This is a genomic window from Janthinobacterium sp. NFX145, from assembly GCF_049810325.1.
Taxonomy (GTDB): Bacteria; Pseudomonadota; Gammaproteobacteria; order Burkholderiales; family Burkholderiaceae_D; genus Janthinobacterium; species Janthinobacterium rivuli.
Genome location: NZ_CP187360.1, coordinates 5,693,747 through 5,715,548, shown reverse-complemented (window position 1 = coordinate 5,715,548; position 21,802 = coordinate 5,693,747). Strand labels below are relative to the sequence as shown.

The 21,802-nt window shown below is 65.0% G+C and carries 14 protein-coding genes; 5 read left to right on the top strand and 9 right to left on the bottom strand.

Annotated features, from left to right (window positions below; translation table 11 throughout):
* Positions 1-80: 80 nt before the first annotated feature.
* Together ACPJXG_RS25570 and ACPJXG_RS25565 are read right to left on the bottom strand one after the other, a co-directional pair.
* The gene (locus ACPJXG_RS25570) at positions 81-4,505 is read right to left on the bottom strand and encodes a translocation/assembly module TamB domain-containing protein (RefSeq protein ID WP_425252708.1); all 4,425 of its coding nucleotides are present in this window, start codon (positions 4,503-4,505) and stop codon (positions 81-83) included.
* Positions 4,505-6,412: an autotransporter assembly complex protein TamA gene (locus ACPJXG_RS25565; RefSeq protein ID WP_425252706.1), complete on the bottom strand. Its 1,908-nt coding sequence runs from the start codon at positions 6,410-6,412 to the stop codon at positions 4,505-4,507. The genes ACPJXG_RS25570 and ACPJXG_RS25565 overlap by 1 nt, the downstream gene beginning before the upstream one ends.
* A 221-nt stretch (positions 6,413-6,633) precedes the next feature.
* Here ACPJXG_RS25565 and queC point away from each other — a divergent pair, with 221 nt between their 5' ends.
* On the top strand, positions 6,634-7,347 hold the full coding sequence (queC, locus tag ACPJXG_RS25560; RefSeq protein ID WP_425252705.1) for a 7-cyano-7-deazaguanine synthase QueC: 714 nt from the start codon (positions 6,634-6,636) through the stop codon (positions 7,345-7,347).
* 81 nt (positions 7,348-7,428) lie between these two features.
* Positions 7,429-8,346, top strand: coding sequence for a sterol desaturase family protein (locus ACPJXG_RS25555; RefSeq protein WP_425252704.1), 918 nt, complete (start codon positions 7,429-7,431; stop codon positions 8,344-8,346).
* On the opposite strand, the gene ACPJXG_RS25550 is transcribed toward ACPJXG_RS25555, so the two are convergent.
* Positions 8,330-9,049, bottom strand: a complete 720-nt coding sequence (locus tag ACPJXG_RS25550; RefSeq protein WP_425252703.1) for a helix-turn-helix domain-containing protein — start codon at positions 9,047-9,049, stop codon at positions 8,330-8,332. The two genes, ACPJXG_RS25555 and ACPJXG_RS25550, sit on opposite strands and share 17 nt — an antisense overlap.
* Before the next feature lie 224 nt (positions 9,050-9,273).
* Here ACPJXG_RS25550 and ACPJXG_RS25545 point away from each other — a divergent pair, with 224 nt between their 5' ends.
* A complete protein-coding gene (locus ACPJXG_RS25545) occupies positions 9,274-12,318 on the top strand; it encodes a sensor domain-containing diguanylate cyclase (protein WP_425252702.1) in 3,045 nt (1,014 codons plus the stop codon).
* On the opposite strand, the gene ACPJXG_RS25540 is transcribed toward ACPJXG_RS25545, so the two are convergent.
* Positions 12,319-12,693, bottom strand: a complete 375-nt coding sequence (locus ACPJXG_RS25540) for a hypothetical protein (protein WP_176390738.1) — start codon at positions 12,691-12,693, stop codon at positions 12,319-12,321. It lies immediately after the preceding gene.
* 211 nt (positions 12,694-12,904) lie between these two features.
* On the opposite strand from ACPJXG_RS25540, the gene ACPJXG_RS25535 reads away from it, so the two are divergent.
* Together ACPJXG_RS25535 and ACPJXG_RS25530 are read left to right on the top strand one after the other, a co-directional pair.
* Positions 12,905-13,141 (top strand): hypothetical protein, encoded by a 237-nt coding sequence (locus ACPJXG_RS25535; RefSeq protein ID WP_152598828.1) that lies wholly within the window; start codon positions 12,905-12,907, stop codon positions 13,139-13,141.
* Positions 13,142-13,263: 122 nt separating this feature from the next.
* On the top strand, positions 13,264-13,773 hold the full coding sequence (locus ACPJXG_RS25530; RefSeq protein ID WP_035824298.1) for a hypothetical protein: 510 nt from the start codon (positions 13,264-13,266) through the stop codon (positions 13,771-13,773).
* A gap of 318 nt (positions 13,774-14,091) precedes the next feature.
* Here ACPJXG_RS25530 and ACPJXG_RS25525 read toward each other — a convergent pair whose 3' ends face one another.
* The 5 genes from ACPJXG_RS25525 to ACPJXG_RS25505 form a co-directional block, all read right to left on the bottom strand.
* Positions 14,092-17,232, bottom strand: a complete 3,141-nt coding sequence (locus tag ACPJXG_RS25525; RefSeq protein ID WP_425252701.1) for an efflux RND transporter permease subunit — start codon at positions 17,230-17,232, stop codon at positions 14,092-14,094.
* A 25-nt stretch (positions 17,233-17,257) separates the two neighbouring features.
* Positions 17,258-18,463, bottom strand: coding sequence for an efflux RND transporter periplasmic adaptor subunit (locus ACPJXG_RS25520; protein ID WP_425252699.1), 1,206 nt, complete (start codon positions 18,461-18,463; stop codon positions 17,258-17,260).
* A 12-nt stretch (positions 18,464-18,475) separates the two neighbouring features.
* A complete protein-coding gene (locus ACPJXG_RS25515) occupies positions 18,476-19,708 on the bottom strand; it encodes a TolC family protein (RefSeq protein ID WP_425252698.1) in 1,233 nt (410 codons plus the stop codon).
* Between the two features lie 91 nt (positions 19,709-19,799).
* Entirely contained in the window at positions 19,800-20,153 is a 354-nt protein-coding gene (gene czcI / locus ACPJXG_RS25510) for a cation efflux protein, CzcI family (protein ID WP_425252697.1), read from the bottom strand.
* A 29-nt stretch (positions 20,154-20,182) separates the two neighbouring features.
* Positions 20,183-21,730, bottom strand: a complete 1,548-nt coding sequence (locus tag ACPJXG_RS25505) for a C13 family peptidase (protein ID WP_425252695.1) — start codon at positions 21,728-21,730, stop codon at positions 20,183-20,185.
* Positions 21,731-21,802 lie beyond the last annotated feature (72 nt).

Below are 21,802 nucleotides of genomic sequence, written 5' to 3'. Positions count from 1 at the left end.
CTACGCGCATGCACATGGAGCGTAGGTCGGATTAGTGGGGCAACGCCCCGCGTAATCCGACGACATTGTTGGCCGCCAATCTAATCAAACGCCCACGTGTACAACACGTCGAGCGCATTGTTCGTGCCCGTCTGGAATTGCAAGGTGATGCGGCGGTTCAGTTTATAACGGAGTTTCACCAGGCTCGTCGCCGTGCTCGTGCCTTGTTCGAACGTCAGGTAGGCGCGCGAGGACAGGCGCTTGCCGACGGTGACGACCGTGCTTTCCAGCCCTTGCGCCTGCGACAGGCCCACCTCATCGAGTCCCAGCGAACTGGCCAGCTTGCCCTGCAAGCCGCCGCCGGAGCCGCCGAAGAGGGCGCCTGCCGCCGTCGTCAAGAGGGCCATTTCATCGCCGGCCGCCGTTTCCGCGCCATGGCCGAGGATCAGCCAGGCCAGCTTGTCGCTGTCCGACACGCTCGGCGTGGACACCAGCTTGGCCGTCGGCGCCTGGGCCGTGCCGCGCACTTCCACGCCCGCTTCCACATTCGTTTCCGACAAGGCTTCGCCCTCGGGACGCTTGCGCACGGCCAGGATATTCAGCGACGGGTTGTCGTAGGCGCCCGTGAAGGCGATCAGGCCCCGCTCGATCGACAGCTTTTGTCCGTAGGCCGCGTACTGGCCGCTGGTGACCTTGATGCTGCCCGTCACGCGCGGCGCGGCGCGGTTGATGAGACGGGCGCGCACATTGCCGGCCAGGTCCGCATCGATGCCCATGCCGCGCAGGTGGAAGGCGTTGCCCAGGTCGAACTCGAGGTCGATATTCAGCGGGAGTGTCGGCGCTTCCTTGCCGCCCTTGACTTCCTTGCCCAGCACCACCACGTCGCTGCTTTGCGTCGGGGTATCCTGCGGCGCCAGTTCGATCAGCGCGCGGTTGGCCTTGAACTTGCCCTCGAAGCTGAAGCGCTTGTCGTTGCGCACCAGGGTGCTGTTGCCCGACAGGATCAAGGTACGGTCAGGGCGCGACAGCGCCTGCAGGCGGTCGGCCATCAATTTCAGTTCCAGGCTCGCTTCGCCATTCGCAAAGCGTACCCAGCCATCAGCCTGCACCTTGCCATCGCCGCCGTCAAAGCTCAGCCGCTGCAGTTGCAATTGATCGCCGGCCAGCTTGGCTTGCAGCACGCCATTGCGCAATTTCAAGCCCTGGTCGGCCCAGTTCACCAGCAGCTTGCTGCCGTTGATGTCGCCATTCAATTGCGGTGCGCCGATGGTGCCGCTGCCCGACAGGGCCACCTTCAGGGCGCCGCCCAGTTCCAGGCCCGGCTGGCCCGTCAGCGGCGCCAGCCAGGCCAGTGTATCGATGCTGGTGGTGCCCGTCAGCGAGAGGGCGCTGTCGTTGCTGATGCGCCCGCCCAGCATTTGCACGGTGGCATTGATGTCGCTCTGTCCCGCGCGCGCGCCATCCAGTTTCACGGCCAGGCGCAATTGCTGGTTGGCGACATCCACGCGGGCATCGAGGGTGCGCAAGCCCAGCGCCAGCGGTTGTTCCACGCCCACCGTCACATCGCCTTTTTCGCGGTAGATGTGCAGCATGCCGGCCAATGATGGATCTTTCTGCTTGGCCGTCGGCACCTGCATGTCGAGCGACCATTGCGCGCCCAGGGTCAGGTCGCTGCGCGCATTGGCTTGCAGCGCCGGAATCACTTGCGCCAGATAGGTCAGCGCCACGCCGGCCGCCTGGCCGGAACTGGTCCAGCGAGGGCCGTTCTTGACGAGGCTTTGCATGGTGATGCTGCCTGCCGGTAATTTGATGACCGTGTTGCCCACGCTGATCTGTTCCGGCTGGCCCAGGCCCGCCACGCCGCTGCCGGCGGGACCGACCACTTTGACGGGCACGGGCGCTTGCAGCACCAGCGCATAGCGGCCCTTGTTTTGCAGGCTGTCGATGGTGCCCGTCCAGCTGGCGCCGCTCTGGCTGCCGCGGATTTGCACGCTGGCGTCGAAATCGTCGTTGCGCGCCGCCAGGTTCACCGTATGGCTGCCGCGCGTGCCCGTCGTGCCCAGGCGGGCGCTGGCCAGCTTGAAGGTGGGCGTGCTGTAGCCCGTGATGTCCAGGCTGCTGACCATGGGGTCGAGCGCGCCCTGGCCAGCGCCCACGCTGGCGCTGCCTTTGATGGATTTCAGTTGCTGGTCACCAAAGAAGGTCAGGTCACGGCCATCGAGCGTCAGTTGCGCGGCGGGTGCATCCATCTTGCCCGAGACGGAGCCGGCTGCCTGCAGCACGCCGGCAAAGCGCGGGCCCAGAGTCGACAGTTGCGGCGCATCGAGTTTCCATGTGAGCTTGTCGGTGGCGCCACCGAGCGCGCCCTTGGCCAGCAGGCTGTTCGGCCCCAGGCGCAATTCCGTATCCACGCTGTCGATGCGTTTCGCGTTGGCGGACAGTTTGGCGTAGCCGGCCAGCGGGGCATTTTGCAGGGTCGATTCGCGCAGGGCCAGGTTGAGGGCCACTTGCCAGTCGCCGCTCAGGCGGCCGCTGCCGTTGAAGTCCGCATTGACGTTGCCGTTGGGCAGCGATGCACCAAACGCGGCCGGGTTGATCTTTTGCAGGGAACCCGTCATTTTCAGTTCCGCTGTCTGCTTCGGCCCCGTCAAGCCCACGTCGCCGCTGGCGTGGATGGCGCTGTCCGCTGCGGGACGCTTGCCGCTGGTGAGGCCCAATCCCTTTGCATCGGCAACAAAGCTCGTGCGCGGCTGCTGCAGGGTGCCCTGCACCACGCCGCTGGCCAGCACCGTGCCCAGCAAGTCGCCCTGCAGGGCGGAAAGTTGCCGTGCATCGACGTTCCAGTTGAGCTTTTCGCCGGCGCCGCCAAAGTTGCCCTTGGCCGTCACGTTGTTCTTGCCCAGTGCCAACTGCACGTCGATGCCGCTGAAATGCGCCGCATCGGCCGTCAGCTTGCCCTTGCCTGACAACGGCTGGTCAAGCAGCTTGCTGGGGCGCACGGTGAAGTCCGCATTCGCCAGCCACTGGGGAGCCACGTGGCCGCTGGCGCGCACGTCGAGGTTCAGGTCGGCCACGGGGAAGGCGCCGAAGTCGGCGGGATTGAGGCGGCTGGTACTGGCCACGGCCTTGAAGGGCTGCTCATCCTTCAGGCTGATCTGGCCCGTCGCATTGACGCTGCTTTTACCCGCTTGCAAGGTCGCCTTGCGCAGTTGCACCAATGAATCGGCCAGGGTAGCTTCCACATCCAGGCGCAGCTTGGCTTCACCGAGTTTGGCGCGCAGGGTCTGCGTCTTGCCATCGCTGTCGAGCACGATATCGCCCACGATCTTGGTGCTGTTGATGCTGCTGTATATGTGCTGCAAGTCGATCTTGTCCGTGTGCAAGGTCAGCTGCGCATTGCCGATGGGCGCATCGGCCGCGTCGCGGTTGAGCTTGCCGCTGCCCGTGAATTTGCCCGCATTGCCGAAATCGATGATGGCCGATTCGAGCGTCGTGGCCGTCAGGGTGCCGCCCAGGCGCGCCTCGAACTGGCGCAACGGCAGCTTTTGCTGGTCGATGGGGCCCGGTGTGGCGTGGTTGAGGATGGCCAGCTTGCCCGACACGGTTTGCTTGGTTGGCCGCGTGTCGATGGCGGCGTCGAGTTCCAGGCTCAGGTCCGCCTGCGGCAAGGTGGCGTCGAACTTGCCCGGATTGATGTTGCGGCCACGGATATTGGCTGAGCGCAGGATGATGACGGGATCGAACGGCGCCAGCGCCAGCTGGGCGTCGGCCGTGGCCGCGCCCGCGCTGCCCTTGGCCGTCACGTTCAGTACATTCAGGTCGCCACCGAGCTGCAGCGCCAGGGCGGCCGGTTTTTCGCCGGCGGCGGCCTTGAGCTGCGTCAAGCCGGCCTTGCCCGACAGTTTGAATGGCTGCGTGGCAGCAATCGTCGCGCTGGCCGTGGCCTGGCCGAATGGCGTCAGGGCCGACGCGTCTTCCAGCTGCCATTGCGTCTTGTCGCCGGACAAGGTGAAGTGGATCTTTTCAAACACCGTGTTGCCGCCCGCGCTGACCAGGGTCACCTTGTCCAGGCGCGCGTCGGCAATGCCGATCTTGAACGGCGCGGCCAGGCTGGCGGGCATGGTCGATGGTTCCTCGGACGGCGCCGTGCTTTCCACGGACAGGCTGGCCACGTGCAGTTCGCTGATGGCGATGCCTTCCGAGAAGAACTGGAACGGCGACCAGTTGATGTCGATATTGTCGGCCGTGATGTGCTGCGTCTTGCTGTGGTAGCTGACGTGGCCCAGGTGCATGCGGTTGTACAGCGAGCCGGACACGCCCGACACTTCGATGTCGCCGCCGCTGGCGCTGGCCACTTTTTGCACCAGCATCTGCAAGGTCGATTCGCGGCCCAGGAACCAGAAGGCGCCGCCCAGCAGCACGGCCAGGCTGGCGATGGCGATCAGTGTGTAGCGCACCCAGCGGCGCGGTTTTTTCGCCGGCGGCGGAGGGACGGCGCCGGGCGATTCGGTAGTCATATCGGACATCAGAAAGTGAATCCCAGAGAGAAGTGCAAACGGTAGGCGTGGACGGCGTGGCCATACGCCACGTCGACATTGATGGGGCCGACGGGGCTCTTGTAGCGCCCGCCCAGGCCATAGCCCGATTTCGGCGTCATGGCCACCTTCACGGTATCGGCCGCGTTGCCGGCGTCATAGAAGGCGGCAATGGCCCACTTCGGCTTGAACCAGTACTGGTATTCGGCGCTGCCGGTGAGCATGTAGCGCCCGCCGACCGTGGCGTCGCCTTCCTTGACGCCCAGTTCCTGGTAGGCATAGCCGCGCACCGACTGGTCGCCGCCCGCGCGGAACAGGTAGACGGCCGGCACGCCGCGTTTTTCCTTCGAACCGAGCGCGCCCATTTCGCCGCGTACGATCAGCTCGCCTTTTTCACCGAGCGGACGGTAATACACGGCCTTGCCGGCCACGCGCACGAAGCGCTCGTCCGTCAGCACGGGCAGCAGGGCGCCGCCCACCTGGGCATTGATGACATAGCCCTTGGTGGGGAACAGCAAGCTGTCGAGGCTGCGCTTGGTGATGGCATAGGTCAACGGCAAGCTCTTGCTGCGCGTCTGTTCCAGGCCCACGACGGTCTTGTCTTCGCTGAGGAACTCGAACGTCAGGCTGCGCTCGAGGTTGGTGCCGCCCCAGTTGCGCTTGGCCGAAATGGTCGTGACGGCCGTGATTTCGTTGGAAATGTCGCTGCGCTCGAACGAGGCGCCCGCGCTGTCGTTGTAGCCGCGCTCAGTGGTGGGGAAATAAAAATTGGCGTGCGCCGCCTGTTTCTTCGTTTCCATGGTGATCGCGCTCTTGAAGCGCGTGCCCCACACGTTCAGGTTGTCATAGTTGAGCTGGGCGCGATTGCCCGTATTCGTACTGAAACCGAGACCGGCGCTGACGTTCTGCTGCTTGTTTTCCGTTACTCGCACGACCAGCGGCAGCAGCGGCGCGGGGCCGCGGTTGGCGGGTTTCGTCACGGAGGCACCTTCGGCCTCGGCCGCCTGGCTTTCCTGGCCCGCCTCGATCTGCTCGCCCAGGATGCTGCTCATGTCGGCGCTCACTTCCACGCTGGCAAAGTAGCCCGTGTCCTGCAGGCGCGCCTGGAACGATTGCAGCGCCGATTCGCTGTAGTATTCACCCGGACGTATCTTGTCGAGGTTGCGGATGATGGCTTCCGGGTAGCGTTTCAGGCCTTCGATGCGCAGCTCGCCGAAGCGCAGTTCGGGGCCGCTGTCGAGCACCACCAGCAGGGATACCTTGTGCGTTTCCGGATCGACCACGGCTTGCGTGTCGACCAGCTGGGCGCGCGGGTAGCGCGTCTGCACCACTTCGCGCAGCAGGGCGCGCTTGGCCGCTTCCCAGTCGGACTGGCGAAACACGCTGCCCGTCTTCAGGGCCCAGCTGCGTTTCAGCGCTTCCGTATCGTAGGGTTCGCTGGCAGCCAGCGGCGGCGTGGGATCGAAGCCGCGCAATTCCAGTTCGACCTTGTCGATGGTCGCGGGCTGGCCCGGATCGACGTCGACGATGACGACGGGTTTGGCGCCCGTCGTATCGACGCGCACCGTGACGACGGGCGTGTAGTAGCCGGCCGTGGCAATGAGGTTTTTGGCTTCTTCGGGCGTAGCGCGCACGAGGCGCCGCAATTGCTCGCGGTCCATGCGCGGGTTGCCGCGGAAGCGTTCCAGGTCCAGGTTTTTTTCAAGCAACTCATCGAGGTCGCCGGGCGCGTTGACCTTGACCTCGTACTGCAGCGGGGCGGGTGCCGCTTCCGTGCTGGCGGGGCTGTCGGCAACGGCGTCTTGCGGGCGCTCTTGCACCGCCTCCTGCGCGCCGGCATGGGCGATGGGAAACAGCAATATGGCACCGCCGGCGGCGGCCAGTGTCAGTTGACCCATTGCTTTTGTCACTACTTGTGCCAAAATTCGTGGTCGTATCGCCTTGCCGGCAGCCGTATGCCGTATGGGTCGTGCAGAAAACATGGTGCTCCAGATGAGTAAATGCTGACTGCATGTTACCGGAATAGGTAAACTGATGGCGGACGAATAAGTATTTTTTGCATGGGGAATTCGTTTCCCTACGCACTATTGCAACAGATAAAAACATAGAAAGAAAATTTATGCTAGCAACGGACTCCGCACTGGTGCTGTTTAGCGGTGGACAAGATTCCACTACCTGCCTGGCCTGGGCCTTGAAGCACTATAAGCGCGTCGAAACCATCGGCTTTGATTATGGCCAGCGCCATGCGATCGAGCTGACCGTGCGCCCCGGCGTACTGGAACAGATGCGCCAGCAGTCGCCCGAGTGGGACAGCCGCCTGGGCGAGGATCACATGATCGACCTGTCGCTCATTTCCGCCATTTCCGACACGGCGATGACGCAGAACGTCGAGATCGTCATGCAGGAAAACGGCTTGCCGAACACCTTTGTTCCTGGACGCAACTTGCTGTTCATGACAGTGGCCGCCACCGTGGCGTATCGCCGCGGCTTGACGGTGCTGGTGGGCGGCATGTGCGAGACGGATTTCTCCGGCTACCCGGATTGCCGCGACGACACGATGAAGGCCCTGCAAGTGGCCCTGAACCTGGGCATGGACACGCGCTTGAAGCTGGAAACGCCGCTGATGTGGCTGGACAAGGCGCAAAGCTGGGACCTGGCGGAAGACCTGGGCGGCCAGCCGTTGGTCGACCTGATCCGCAGCGGCACGCATACGTGCTACCTGGGCGAACGGGGCGAGCTGCACGACTGGGGCTATGGCTGCGGCACCTGTCCCGCCTGCGCCCTGCGCGCGAATGGCTACCAGCAATACGCTGCGCGCAAGGCAGCAAAGTAAAAAACAGTTTGCGCCGTTTCTTCAAGCGGCGCGGCGGAGAGAGCAGCCATGCTGTGGTTTTTGCCACAGGAGCGTCTTGCCATGAAATCCCTCTTTGCCGCGCTGTACGGCCCCGCGTTCTGGGCCGGCTTCATCGGCGCCGCCAGTTATCTGATCGCGGTGTGCCACCATTCCTTCTGGGTCTTGCCGCCCTTGCTGCTGCTGGCCCTGCTCACGTCCTTTCTTGCCGAACGCTATGCGCCGTATGACGGCGCGTGGAACCACGGTCACGGCGACGGCTGGCGCGATACGCTGCATGCGCTCGTCAATGAAGCGCTGTATCTGCTGGGCCTGGCAGCGTTTCCCCTGCTGGCCGGGCACCTGGCGCTGGGTGCATTCTGGCCTGTCCAGTTGCCGTTCTGGACGCAGCTGCTGCTGGCCATCCTCATTGCCGACTGCGGCATCACGCTCGTGCATTACCTGAGCCACCGCTATTACTTTCTGTGGAAACTGCATGCCGTGCATCACAGCGTGCAGCGCATGTACGGTTTCAATGGCTGGATGAAACACCCGCTGCACCTGTTGCTGGAAGCGGCGGGCGGCATGCTGCCCTTGCTGCTACTGGGCATACCGGAAGCTGTCATGGCCGTGCTGGCGTTTGCCGTGGCGATCCAGTTGCTGCTGCAGCACGCGAATGTCGACATGCGCATGGGCCCGCTGCGCCACGTGTTCGCCTGGGCGCCGCTGCACCGTTTTCACCACATGAAGTACGGCACGGCCGGAGACGTGAATTTCGGCCTGTTTTTTACCTGCTGGGACCGCTTGCTGGGCACGGCCTTCGACGCGCCCGGCTACCGCATGCGGGGCGAAGATCTGGGCATCGGCAGCCGTCCCGACTACCCGCCCGCGTATGGGGCGCAACTGATCGAACCGTTCCGCGCGGAAGAGGGCGTGCGCGCGCCCGAGTTGCCGGCCGGCTTGAAGCAGGCGCTCAATCGCGTCATCAATCGAGCAGCTTGACGTTGAGCTGGCGCAAGCTGCGGTCGGCGCGCACGCCGAACAGGCTGCGCATGGTGCGCGAAAAATGCGCGGCATCGGCAAAGCCGGCGCCGTGGGCCGCCTGCGTCAGGGTGCTGCCGAGCAATATAAAACGGATGGCCAGGCGCAGGCGGCGCCACAGCACCAGCCGCCGCACGGGCAGGCCCAGCTGGGCGCTGAACAGGCGTTCCAGCTGGCTCAGCGACAAATGCGCCGCCTCGGCCACGGCCGCCGCGCTGACCTTGCCCGACAGCAGCGCGTCGACTTTGTCCAGCGCCCGCAGCAGGCGGGGATCGGGCAAGCGCTCGCGCGGCTGCGCCTGCAGCGCTGCGGCCAGATTGTCCAGGCTGGGCACGCCGGCGCCGCCGGCCGCCGCCAGCAGGGCCGCGCCGCTCAGGCGCTGCGGTTCCGCATAGATGGTCAGCATGGGCGCTGGCGCGGCCAGGATGGCGTGCGGGCGCAGGCTGTCGACCAGCAAGTGCTGCGCTGTGTGGACGATGCCGTCGAGCTCGGCCGTGAAGGGCGCTCCCGTGCTCAGCATCAGCTGGTGCGCATAATGGGCGTGGCTGTCCGTGGCGCCCGCTGCGCCATGCAAGATGGCAAAGTCCGGCGCCAGCCAGAGTGTTCCCTGCCAGCTATCGTGCTGCAAACGCGGCTCCTCGGTGATGGATTGCGGGGCGATCATACCAGCCGGCGGAGATGGTTTTCACGGCAACGAAGTTTCTTGGCGTGGACATCGTTGCATTGACGAAATATGTGATTTTTTTCATACAATATTCAGCATTGCAAGGGCGCCCGCTGTAACGTACTATCATTCTCATCGACTACCGATGGTAGTTGTACAGCCCGCTGCCAGCCATGTTGCTGGCCGTGTAGCGGTTTGATGTCCGTTCTGCCTGCCAGCCTGTCATGCCTACACGCGCGTCTTCGTCGTGGTTTGCCCGGCCAGTGTCGCACTGGGTGGGACCGCGCGTGTTGGCCGCCCTGGTGCTGGCGCTGTGCCTGGGATTGACGTATGGCGCCTGGCGCAATGCCGACGACGCCAGCGAACAGCAGGTGCAGGCCGATTTCGATTTCCGCGTGCGCGAACTGGTTAATAACATTGTCGGCCGCATGCAGACCTACATCCAGGTGCTGCACGGGGTGCAGGGACTGTATGCCAGTTCGCAGGAAGTCACGCGCCGCGAATTCCATGCCTATCTGGCGGCGCAGCAGGTGGATCGCCACTTTCCTGGCATCCACGGCATCGGCTACCTGCCGCTGTTGTCCGGCGCCGCCCTGGCGCGGCACGAGGCAGGCGTGCGCGCGGACGGCTATCCCGGCTATGCGGTGCGTCCGCACGGCCAGCGCGACTGGCATGCGCCCATCACGTATCTGGAACCGTTAAGCGAGAGCAATCTGCTGGCCTTCGGCTACGACATCGGCTCCGAACCCGTGCGCCGCGCCGCGCTCGAGCAGGCGCGCGACACGGGGCAAGCGGCCATGACGGGCAAGATCCACCTGGTGCAGGATGGCGGCAGCGCCCAGGCGCATGGCTTCCTGGTCGTCTTGCCCGTGTATGACAATGGCTTGCTGCATGGTAGCGTGGCGCAGCGGCGCGCCGCCTTGCGCGCCTGGGTGTTTGCGCCATTTCGCATGGGCGACCTGATGGCGGGCGTGGGCGGCGAGAGCGCGCGCCAGCTGGACCTGGAAATCTATGACGGCGCGCAATTGTCCGAGGCGGCCCTGATGTATGACAGCTTGCCGGGCGCCCTGTCGTCTGCCGCCTCGGACAGCCTGGTGTCGCGGCAAGCGATCAGCATCGCCGGCCATGCCTGGACCTTGCGCGTGCGCACCATGCCGGGCTTCGATGGCGAATTGCTGGCGCGCCCTCGCCTGGTGGCCTGGACGGGGCTGCTGGCCAGCATCGTGCTGGCGCTGGCCACGTGGCTGCTGGCGGCGGGCCGCGCCCGCGCCCAGGCGGCGCTGGCGCGTTCGAGCGAACTGACGGGCCAGCTGGAGCAGGGGCAGGCGAGCGTGCTGGCGATGGCCGAGGCGGCGCAACGCAGCCAGGCCATGCTGCGCAGCATTCTCGATTCGACCATCGACGGCATTCTGGTCGACAATATCGATGGCCGCATCTTCACCTCGAACCGGCGCTTCCGCGATTTGTGGCAAGTGCCCGATGCGCTCGACTGGCAAGCCGATGGCGCGGCGCTGGTGCGCCATGTGGAAAGCCAGCTGGAGCAGGCGGCGCCTTTCCTCGGGGCACGCACCCACGCGCCGCACGGCCACCGCGAGCGGCGCGACGTGCTGCACCTGCGCGATGGTCGGGTGGTCGAGCAATATGTGCGCAGCATGCAGCTGGGCAATGAGCAGGCGCGCCTGTGGACCTTCCGCGATATCAGCGAGCGCAGCCAGATGGAGCGGCGCGAGCATACTCGGCGGCAAGTGCTGGAAATGCTGGCCACGGGCGCGCCGCTGGAGCGGGTGCTGGAAAGCGTGGTGCTGAGCGTGCAAGCCGATCATCCCGCCATGCTGTGCAGCATCTTGCTGCTCGATGAAAGCCGCCACCGCCTGGTGCTGGGCGCCGCGCCCAATTTGCCCGCGTTTTTCAACCTGTCCAGCCATGGCCATGACCTCGACACTCTGCAGGGCGTGCATGGCATCGCCGCGCAAGCGCTGCGCGACGGCTTGCGCGTGATCGTCGGCGACTTGCATACGGTTGCCGATGCACAAGAGACGATGGAACTGGCGTGGCGGGCCCAGTTGCAATCGTGCTGGGCCGAACCCGTGCGTGGCGGCTCGGGCAAGCTGCTGGGCGTGCTGATGGCGTATCACCGCCAGCCCACGTTACCGGGCGCGGCCCATCTGGCGCGGCTGAGCGAGGCGGCGCACCTGGCCGGCATGGCCATCGAACAGGCGCAGGTGGCGCTGGCCCTGCGCGCGGGCGAAGCGCGTTTCCGCAGCCTGTACGATCATGCGCCCGTGGCCCTGTGGGAACAGGACTGGTCGGCCGTGCGCGCCGCGCTCGATGCCCTCGAACAAGCTGGCGTGCGCGACCTGGGCGCTCATTTCCAGGCCAGTCCGGACGCGCTGCGGCAACTGGCGGGCCTGGTGCGCATCATCGATGCGAACGGCGCCGCGCTGGCGCAGGTGCGCGCCAACGAGGACGACCAGCGCCGCGGCGCCTTGAGCCTGGCGCAGAATTTCGACGACAGCGCCTTGCCCCGCTTCGGCGACGCGCTGCTGGCGCTGGCTGGCGGCGCCCACCTGTTCGAGTGCGAAAGCAGCTTCGTGCGTCTCGACGGCGCGGCGCGGCAAAATGAATTGAGCTTGCTGGTGATGCCCGGCCATGCGGACAGCCTCGATTTCGTCATGGTGTCCTCGCTCGACATCACCGAGCGCAAGCGCATGAATGCGGAACTGCTGCAACTGGCCACCACGGATTTTTTAACCGGCTTGCCGAACCGGCGCCACTTCATGGCGTCGCTGGAAAACGAGCATGCCCGCTTGCAGCGCGAGCTGGCCAGCTGCGCCAGCGTGCTGATGCTCGACATCGATCACTTCAAGCGCGTCAACGACGAGTATGGCCACGCCGTGGGCGACGCCGTGCTGCGTCACCTGGGCGCGCTGATGTGCCAGGCCTTGCGCAAGGTCGACGTGCCGGGCCGCGTGGGCGGCGAAGAATTCGCCATCTTGCTGCCTGGTACCGACCTGGCGGCGGCGGCCGTGTTTGCGGAACGGCTGCGCCGGCGCGTGGCGGAAAGTTCGCTGACCATCGATGGCGGCATCGTGATCACCATCACGGTGAGCATCGGCATGGCCGCCATGGCCGGCACCGATGCCGATTGCGACGCCGTGCTGGCACGCGCCGACGAGGCGCTGTACCGGGCCAAGCGGGGCGGGCGCAACCGCATAGAGCAGAATGACGGCGGCGGCGACGGCGTGCTCAGCAAGTTCATGGCGCAGTGATTACAGGCTGTGCTGGCGCGCTTGCGCCTGTTTGCGGTTGCGGCTGACGATCAGCCAGACGATGGCGACGGGAATCAGCAGCGGCAGCAGCACGGGCGTGCTCAAGGCCAGCGCCAGCACCACGCACAGGGCCACCACGGCGATCAGCACCACGCCGACTCCCGCCAGGACGACGCCCGTGACGACGGCGGCGCACACCACTGCAATGGCGGCGACCAGCAAGCCGCCGCCGGCAAACACCAGGCCGAACAGCCACTCGAGCGGACCGTCGACATCGTCGCCGTTGAACTGCATGTGCATGTCGCTGCCGCTGATTTTGTCGAGGAACAGGCAGGCGAGCATGACGATGAGGACGAAGGTGAGCAGTTTTTTCATGGTAAGCCTCGGTGTGTGGGTGATGGGGTCTTGCATGGTCACACTGTAGGCGCGCGCCCGGCTGGCCGCCAGCGGCGTGCGACAGGCCGTCATTTTCACGGTATGGAAGGCGCTGGCGGGGCAAAAACGCTGATCTGGAACAAGATTTCTTTTCTTGTAATGTGCGCAAGCCGTCCTATACTGAATACCTCACTCTCGCAAGGAGGGCAACATGCTTTTGTTTGCAGATACCGGGGATCAATCGCTATCCCTTTCCCACCATCGAAGCACGCGCCAGCGTAGCGCCACGCAGTCTTGCGCCGAGCCTGTCGGCGCGCCATCGGCGATACCGCCGATCATCATCAATCCCTTTAATTACCATGCGCCGCTGCCGGCCATCGACCCGCGCTGGGTACCGCCCGGCCCGCCGCTGACCTGGCCCAACCGGCCTGCCATGTCCATGTGCTGACAGTTGCCTTGGTGGCAGGCTGGCTCGTGCCGTAGGACGTGCCGTTTCGCTTCCGGCGATGCGGCACGGGAGGGCGTTTTCGACTATCATGCTAGCCCCGACCTTCCACCACGAGCACCGCCATGAGTACCGATTTCCCCGACTTTTCCGACGAAGCAGCCGAGCCAGACAATGACGCCCCGATCCAGGAGCCGCGCCTGTGGGTAGGCAATGGCTGGACGGCGAGGGTGATCAAGAATGAGGAAGATGAAGGCTGGGCCGTGGCCATGATCAAGGATGGCGAGCCGGAGCCGGCGCTGGTGGGCCCGTGGACCATGGGCCGCGACAAGAAAAACCCGAAGCCGCTCGACGTGAACGCGTTCAATACCCTGGTCAAGACGGCGTCGGAAGTGCTGCGCCGCCACGAGCAGCAGCTGCATGCGCAACTGCACAAGAACCTGTTCGTCGCCACCGACGAGGGGCAAGTCAAGGTGATGTTCGACATCGTCCCCGACGAAGACCATCCGTACGCGGAACTGAGCGCCTACGACGCCGATGGCGAACAGATCGCCAAGGTGCGCACCTCGGCCGCCTTCAAGTTCAATGCCACGTCAGCGGCGAACTGGATTGAGGGCGGCTACCGCCGTCCTTAATCCGACGCCACCACCAGCGTCAACAATGTGTCGGATTACGCGCTTGCGCGCTAATCCGACCTACCTCTTGCGGCATACGCCAGCCGGTACAGCAGCGGCGGGGCGTAGGTCGGATTAGGCCTGAAAGGCCGTAATCCGACGCCACCACCAGCGTCAACAATGTGTCGGATTACGCGCCTGCGCGCTAATCCGACCTACCTCTTGCGGCATACGCGAGCCGGTACAGCAGCGGCAGGGCGTAGGTCGGATTAGGCCTGAAAGGCCGTAATCCGACGCCACCAGCGGCGTCAACAATGTGTCGGATTACGCGCTTGCGCGCTAATCCGACCTACCTCTTGCGGCATACGCCAGCCGGTACAGCAGCGGCAGCACCAGCAAGGTCAATGCCGTCGACGATAAAATGCCGCCGATCACCACGGTGGCCAGCGGACGCTGCACTTCGGCGCCCGTGCCCGTGGCAATGGCCATCGGCACGAAGCCCAGCGAGGCCACCAGCGCCGTCATCAGCACGGGCCGCAAGCGCGTGATCGCTCCCTCGCGTATCGCCTCCTGCAAGGGCATGCCCTGTTCGCGCAGCTGGCGGATGTAGGCGATCATCACGAGGCCGTTCAGCACGGCCACGCCGGACAGGGCGATGAAGCCGACGGCCGCCGAGATCGACATGGGGATATCGCGCAGCCACAGGGCGACGATGCCGCCCGTCAAGGCGAACGGGATGCCGCTGAACACCAATAAACCATCCTTCACGTTGCCAAACATGGCGAACAGCAAGACGAACACGAGTGCCAAGGCCACGGGCACCACCAGTTCCAGGCGTTTCGTGGCCGATTGCAATTGCTCGAACTGGCCGCCCCAGCTGGTCCAGTAGCCGGCGGGAATGGCCACTTGCGCTTGCAGCTGCTGCGTGGCGTCGGCGACAAACGAGCCGATATCGCGCCCGCGCACGTTGGCGCTGATGACGATGCGGCGCTTGCCGTCTTCGCGGCTGATCTGGTTCGGCCCCGGCGCCAGGTGCAGGCTGGCCACTTCACCTAGCGGGATGAAGCGCGCGCGGCCTTCCGCCGCTGCACCCAGGGGCAGGGCGATGGGCAGGCGTTTGAGTTGCTCCAGGTCGCTGCGCAGGCTGTCGGGCAGGCGTACGACGATGTCGAAGCGGCGGTCGCCCTGGAACAGGGTGCCCGCCTCTTGCCCGCCGATGGCCGTGGCAATGGCCGCTTGCACGTCGGCAATGTTGAGGCCATAGCGGGCCGTCTGCTCGCGGTCGATCTGCACCGTCAGCATGGGCAGCCCCGTCGTCTGCTCGACTTTCACCTCGGTTGCACCGGGAATCTTGCCCAGCACGCCGGCGATCTTCGCCGCCGTGCTGTCGAGGACAAGCATGTCGTCGCCGAACAGTTTCACGGCCACGTCGCTGCGCACGCCGGAAATCAGTTCATTGAAGCGCAGCTGGATCGGTTGAGAAAACTCGTAGTTATTGCCGGGCAAGCTGGTGGCCGTCGCTTCGATTTCCGCCAGCAAGCGCTCGCGCGATTTTCCCGGTTCCGGCCATGCGTCGCGGGGTTTCAGCATGATGTAGCCGTCGGAAATATTCGGCGGCATGGGGTCGGACGCGATCTCGGCCGTACCCGTGCGGGCGAACACGCGGGCGATTTCCTTGTGGTTTGCCATCAGCTTGCTTTCCAGCTGCTGCTGCATGGCCAGCGATTGCGTCAAACTGGTGCCGGGGATGCGCAGGGCCTGGATGGCGATGTCGCCCTCGTTCAAGCTGGGCACGAACTCGCTGCCCATGCGCGTGGCGAGCAAGCCGGACAGCACGACTGCCACGGCCGCACCCGCCAGCACGACGGGCGTGTTGCGCATCACCTTGTCCAGCAGCGGAGCATACCAGCGCTTGGCGGCGCGCATGATGGCGTTTTCCTTTTCAGCCACTTTGTCGCCGATAAACAGCGCCACGGCGGCGGGAATGAAAGTGATCGACAGCAGCATGGCGCCCAGCAGGGCAATCACCACCGTCAGGGCCATCGGCGTAAACATGCGGCCTTCCACGCCCGTCAGCGCAAAGATCGGCAGGTACACGACCATGATGATCAGCTGGCCATACAGCAAGGGCCGGCGCGCCTCTTGCGATGCCGCAAACACTTCGTGGAAACGTTCCTGCAAGGTTAATGGCCGTCCCAGTTTCTGCTGCGCATGGGCCAGGCGGCGCACGCAGTTTTCCACGATCACCACGGCGCCATCAATGATGATGCCGAAATCCAGCGCGCCCAAACTCATCAGGTTGGCGCTGACATGGTATTGCACCATGCCCGTAAACGTGAACAGCATGGCCAGCGGGATCACCATGGCCGTGATGACGGCCGCGCGGATATTGCCGAGGAAGAGGAACAGGATGGCGATCACCAGCACGGCGCCTTCGAGCAGGTTTTTCTTCACCGTATTGATCGCCTTGTCGACGAGGACCGTGCGGTCATACACGGTGACGGCGTGTACGCCTTTCGGCAGGCTGCGGTTGATCTCCAGCATTTTCTTGTCGACGGCTTGCGAGACGGCGCGGCTGTTCTGTCCGATCAGCATGAAGACGGTGCCGAGCACCACTTCGCGGCCGTTTTCGGTGGCCGCGCCCGTGCGCAATTCGCGCCCCAGCACCACGTCGGCCACGTCGCGGATGCGGATGGCCACGCCCTGCACATTGGCGACGACGATGTTGCCGATGTCGTCCTTGGAGGCCACCTGGCCCGGTGCGCGTATCAGCAATTGCTCGCCCTGCTTTTCGATATAGCCGGCGCCCACGTTGCTGTTGTTGCGCTCGAGCGCCGTCACCACGTCTTGCAGGCTGATGCCGTAGGCGGCCAGTTTTTCCGGGTAGGGCGCCACCTGGTATTGCTTGGCGTAGCCGCCGATGGCATTGATTTCCGTCACGCCCGAGACATTGCGCAACTGCGGCTTGATGATCCAGTCCTGGATTTCGCGCAAGTCCGTCGGCGTGTACGGCGTGCCTTCGGGCTTTTTCGCGCCGTCCTGCGTTTCCACCGTCCACAGGTAGATTTCGCCGAGGCCCGTGGAGACGGGACCCATCTTGGGCGTGATGCCGGCCGGCAAGCTTTCCTTGGCTTCCTGCAAGCGCTCGTTGATCATCTGGCGTGCAAAATAGATGTCCGTGCCATCCTTGAAGATCACGGTCACTTGCGACAGGCCATAGCGTGACAGCGAGCGCGTCTGCTCCAGATTCGGCAAGCCGGCCATGGCCGTTTCGATGGGGAAGGTGACTCTCTGCTCGGTTTCCAGCGGCGAATAGCCGGCGGACTGGGTATTGATTTGCACCTGCACATTGGTGATGTCGGGCACGGCGTCGATGGGCAGCTTTTGATAGCTGTAGATGCCCAGGCCAGCCATGGCGGCCACGGCCAGCATCACCAGCCAGCGCTGGTCGATGGCGAAGCGGATCAAACGTTCAAACATGATGGTTTCCTTTAGTTTGACGTGATCAGTGTTCGTGGCCGGCGGAATCTTTGCCCAGCTCGGACTTCAGGACAAAACTGCCTTGCGCCGCATACGGCGTGCCGGCGGCCAGACCCTGCTTGATGTGCGTCAAGGTGCCATCGCTGCGGCCCGGCACCACGGGCGTGGCCTGGTAGCCATCTTTCACTTGCACGAAGACGACGGGCTTGTCTTCCACCGTCTGGATGGCCGTGCTGTGCACGGTGACGGGCGCGTCCGCTTCGCCGGACACCACTTCCACCGTGACGAACAGGCCCGGACGCCACGCCATGTCGGGGTTCTGCAAGCTGATGCGTGCCTTGGCCGTGCGTGTCTGCTCGCCCAGCAAGGCGCCCACATAGGTGATCGTGCCTTGTGCGCTTGCGTCAAATGCGGACGCTTTCACTTCCGCCTTGCCTCCCATGCGCACGGTGGCCAGGTCTTTTGCCGGCACGGCGATTTCCGCCCACACGGTCGACAGGTCGGAAATGACGAAGATGTTCGCGTCTTCCTTGACGGCTTCGCCCAGGGTGATGTGTTTTTCCAGCACCATGCCGTCGAACGGCGCGCGGATCTCGTAGCGGTTCAGCGGACCTTTGCTGGTACTCGTGGCGCCCAGGGCGCTGAGCTTTTGCTGCGCGTTCTGCACGGCGATTTCCGCTTCGCGCCACGCTTGCTGGGCCTGCAGGTAATCCTGTTCGGCCGAAATTTTCTCGCGCCACAGTTTTTCTTCGCGCTCATACGTGGAGCGGGCCAGCGACAGGCGCCGCTGCGCCGAGAGCAGCTCGCTGCGCTGTTCCGACAATTCCGTGCTGGCGATGACGGCCAGCACTTGCCCCTTTTTCACCAGTTGGCCCAGGTCCGCATGCACGGCTTCCACCACGCCGGCCAGACGCGGCACGACGTGGGCCGTGCGGTCTTCATTGAAACGGATTTCGCCGGGCAGGGCGACCGTCGTCTTGATGCGGCCAGGCGCGGCCGTGGCGATGACGACGCCGGCTGCCTTGCTTTGCGCCGCCGTCAATTCCAGCTTGCCTTCCACTTCTTCGTGGCCGTGTTCGTCTTTCTTTTCCGCATGTGCTTCCGCCTTGGCGGCAGGGACCGAAGGGGCGCCGGACTTGCCCGTGCCGAGGATGAGGATGGCCAGCACGATGCCGGCGGCCGCGATGGTGCCGATGGCGATCGCCTGCTTTTTGTTGAGTGTGATGTTCATGGATGGTGTTCCTTACAGGGAGGCAGGGGCGCCCAGCAGGCGCTCGATGTCGGCGGCGGCGTGCTGCGCTTCCGTCAGCGCGCGCAGGTATTGGTTTTTGGCTTGCAGCAAGGTGCGCTGGGCATCGAGCACGTCGAGGAAGGCGAACTTGCCGAACTCAAAGCCTTTGCTGGCCGCGTCGTAGGCGCTTTGGGCGCCAGGCAAGATGTCCTGGCGCAAGCTTTCCACGTCGAGCCTGGCCGTGGCCAGGCGTTCGATGGCGGCTGCCACGTCCGTTTGCACGGCGATGCGGGCGGCGGCCAGCTCGTCGCTGGCCTTGTCGCTGCGGCGCAGGGCGTCGAGCTTGTTGCCCACGTTGCGGTCGAATAAAGGCAGCGGCAGGGCCAGGCCGATGATGGCCTGGTTGCGCCCCAGCTCTTCCGAGCGCTTCATGCCGATGCTCACCGTAACGTCAGGCGTGGCGCGCCGCTGTTCCACGTCCAGCATGGCTTGCCGCTGGGCCAGCGCGCTGTGCGCCTGGCGCACGGCCGGTGCTTGCCCCAGGCGCGCCGCCAGTTCGCTGGCGGGCGGCAGTTCCGGCAAGGTTTCCAGGCGTCCCTCGGCCACGCTGAAGCGTGGCGTGGCGTTGCCCCACAGGGCGGCCAGACGCTTGCGGGCGCTGGCCAGGGTGCTGCGGGCCAGGTTCAGTTCCAGCCGCACGCTCGCTTCGGCGACACGGGCGCGGGTTTCCTCGACGGGCGAGGCCTTGCCGGCCGTCACCCGGCGCGCCGTGATGTCGCTGGCGCGCGCGGCCAGCGCTTGCGCGCTGTCGGCCAGGCGCAAGCCTTCCTGCGCCGCCAGCACGTCGACAAAGGCGGACGTGACGGCCGCGCGCGTGTCGGCTTGCTGCAGGGACAGGCCCGCTTGCGCCAGGTCTTCGCCGCGCTGGGCGACGGCCGTGCGGGCGCCGCGCTTGCCGCCCAGTTCGATCAATTGATTGAGCTGTACGGTGGTGCTGCGCGTGGCGCGCCGCGTGTCTTCCAGCACGGTTTGCAGTTCCGGATTGGGCCGGGCGCGCGCCTGCTGCAGGGCGCCGCCCTGGGCCGCCAGTTCGTGGCGGGCGGCGGACAAAGTGGCGTTGCCGCCCTCTGCCAGGGCCAGCGCGGCGGGCAAGGTCAGGGGGGTGGCAGGCTCCTGCGGAGCTTGTGCATGGGCAAAATTGCCGGCCAGCAGGCCAGCGGAGAGCAAGAAAATGAATCGGTGCATCGAATTCTCCAAAAGCATGGAAAAGAATTCGACGGGACGCGCAGGCCTGCGCCTGACTTACTGCGAAAAGTGATTGAAACGTCCCGTCGGCCTAGGCGGCCGACGACCAGTCAGGGCGCTTGGGAGCGTCCGGGATGTGGGAAGCGTAAAAGAAGGGGGAGGTGTCCGCGTTGACGGACGCCATGTCGCCGATGGGCAGGCTGGAGCCGGCTGGCAGCCATGCGTGGCCGATGCCGTGGCAGACGTTGCAGTCGCTGTGCGGCTGGCCTTTTTTGTCGCTGGCGGGTTGCTTGTCCGCATCTGCCTCGGCCTTGTGCTGGTGGCTGTGGTGGCCCAGGTGCTGCGCCGCCTTGCCTTCCTCGTGCAGGCAATACGCGCTCGCCGCGGCCCAGGACATCTGGAGCGGAAGCACGAACAGCAGCAAAATGAGGAAGAATCGGCGCATGGTGACGGCTATTGTACAGAAAGAAGCGCTTAGCGGGGCTGCGCGCGCCACGCCTTCAGCTGCGCGGCAATGGCCTTGCCCTGGAACAGTTGCGGCTCGGAATGCTCTTCCGTCTCCATGCCGCCTTCGCGGAAATCGGCCGCCTCGCGCGCGCGCACCAGCACCTTGGCCTGGTCGAACGCTTCGGCAAAGCCGGTGCTTTTGGGCAAGGCTTCCTTGAAATACGCTTCGCTGAAGTAGGTGAAATCGTTCTGGTCGTCGCAGCCGAACGAGGTGCGGTCGCTGCGCGCGGCCGTGATGATGAGGGTGTTGTCATCTTTTAAGGGCGCAATGAAGCCGCCCGCATAACAGGCCGAGATCACGATGACTTTCCAGCGGATGCCACTGTGCTTGAGCATGGACGCCAGCTCTTGCGCGGGCAGGCTGTGCAGGTCCATGCCGTTTTGCGCCAGCGCCAGTTCGTGCTCGGGCGAACCGTGGCTGGTGAGGAATAAAAACAGGATGTCGTTGGCCTTGTCCATCTTCGCGCCCAGGGCGTCGAGGCTGGCGGCGATGCTGGTGCGCGTAGCCATCGGCTGCTGCGCCACCGTGTTGCGGCTGTTGACCAGCATCAAGGAGCGGCCCACGGTGCCGTAATCGCGGTCGAACTGGCGCTGTACGAAGGCCGTTTCGCGGTGAAACACTTCCTGTGCGCCATCGCCGGCCACGCCCAGCAAATACAGATTGATTTTTTTCGCCGCATCGCGCGGCGCGATACGGGCCAGGGCGCCGTCGAGCAGGCTGCGCTGCTTATACAGGGCCAGCTCGATATTGTCGCGCGTGAGCTTGTCTGCGGCCGGGTCGTCCAACTGGCCTTCCGTCCAGTTGCCGCTGTCTTCGCGCCGGCCGTCCGCTTGCGCCACGGCGTAGCGCAGCACGCCCTTGCCGTCGAACTGGCCATTCTTGAAGCCGCCCCGGTATTCGTCGCCGTCGGCCGTGCGCAGCACGCCTACACCCTCGAATTTCCAGTCTTTCAGCTCGCCTTCGTAGTGGATGCCGTCGCTGGTGGTGACTTTGGCCTTGCCCTGCACCTGGCCCTGGACGAAGTCGCCTTCGAAGACGGTGCCGTCCGTGTCGGTCAGCTTGCCGGCGCCGTGCGGGCGCCAGTGCTTGAAATGGCCTTCGAAGGTGGCGCCATCGGCGCCCTGGAAGCGGCCTTCTCCCTCGAAGCTGCCCTTGACGAAGCTGCCTGCATAGATTTCGCCCTTGGGCGAGGTGTAGCGGCCGAGGCCATCGAAGGCGCCCTGACGGAACGCGCCCGTGTATTCGACGCCGGACGCCTGGCGCAGCTTGCCCTGGCCGGAAAACACGCCGCGCGCAAAACCTCCTTCGTAGAACGCGCCGCTCGCGTATTCGAGCCGGCCCTGGCCATGCATCTTGCCCGCGACGAGGGGGCCGAAATAGCGTCCGCCATCGGCCGTTTCCGCCGCCGGCGCCTTGGCTGGCGCGGCGCACAGCGGCGGCATGCCCAGCGCGGCAAAGGCCAGCAGGCCGGCGAGGGTGTAGGGGCGAAGCGAGGCGCGTAGCGTGGCAGTCATGAGGACGGTCTGGTCTGTAGGAAGGGGCCTAGTCTGCCACTGTATTGCCAGCATGGCAAATGCGCGCGTGGC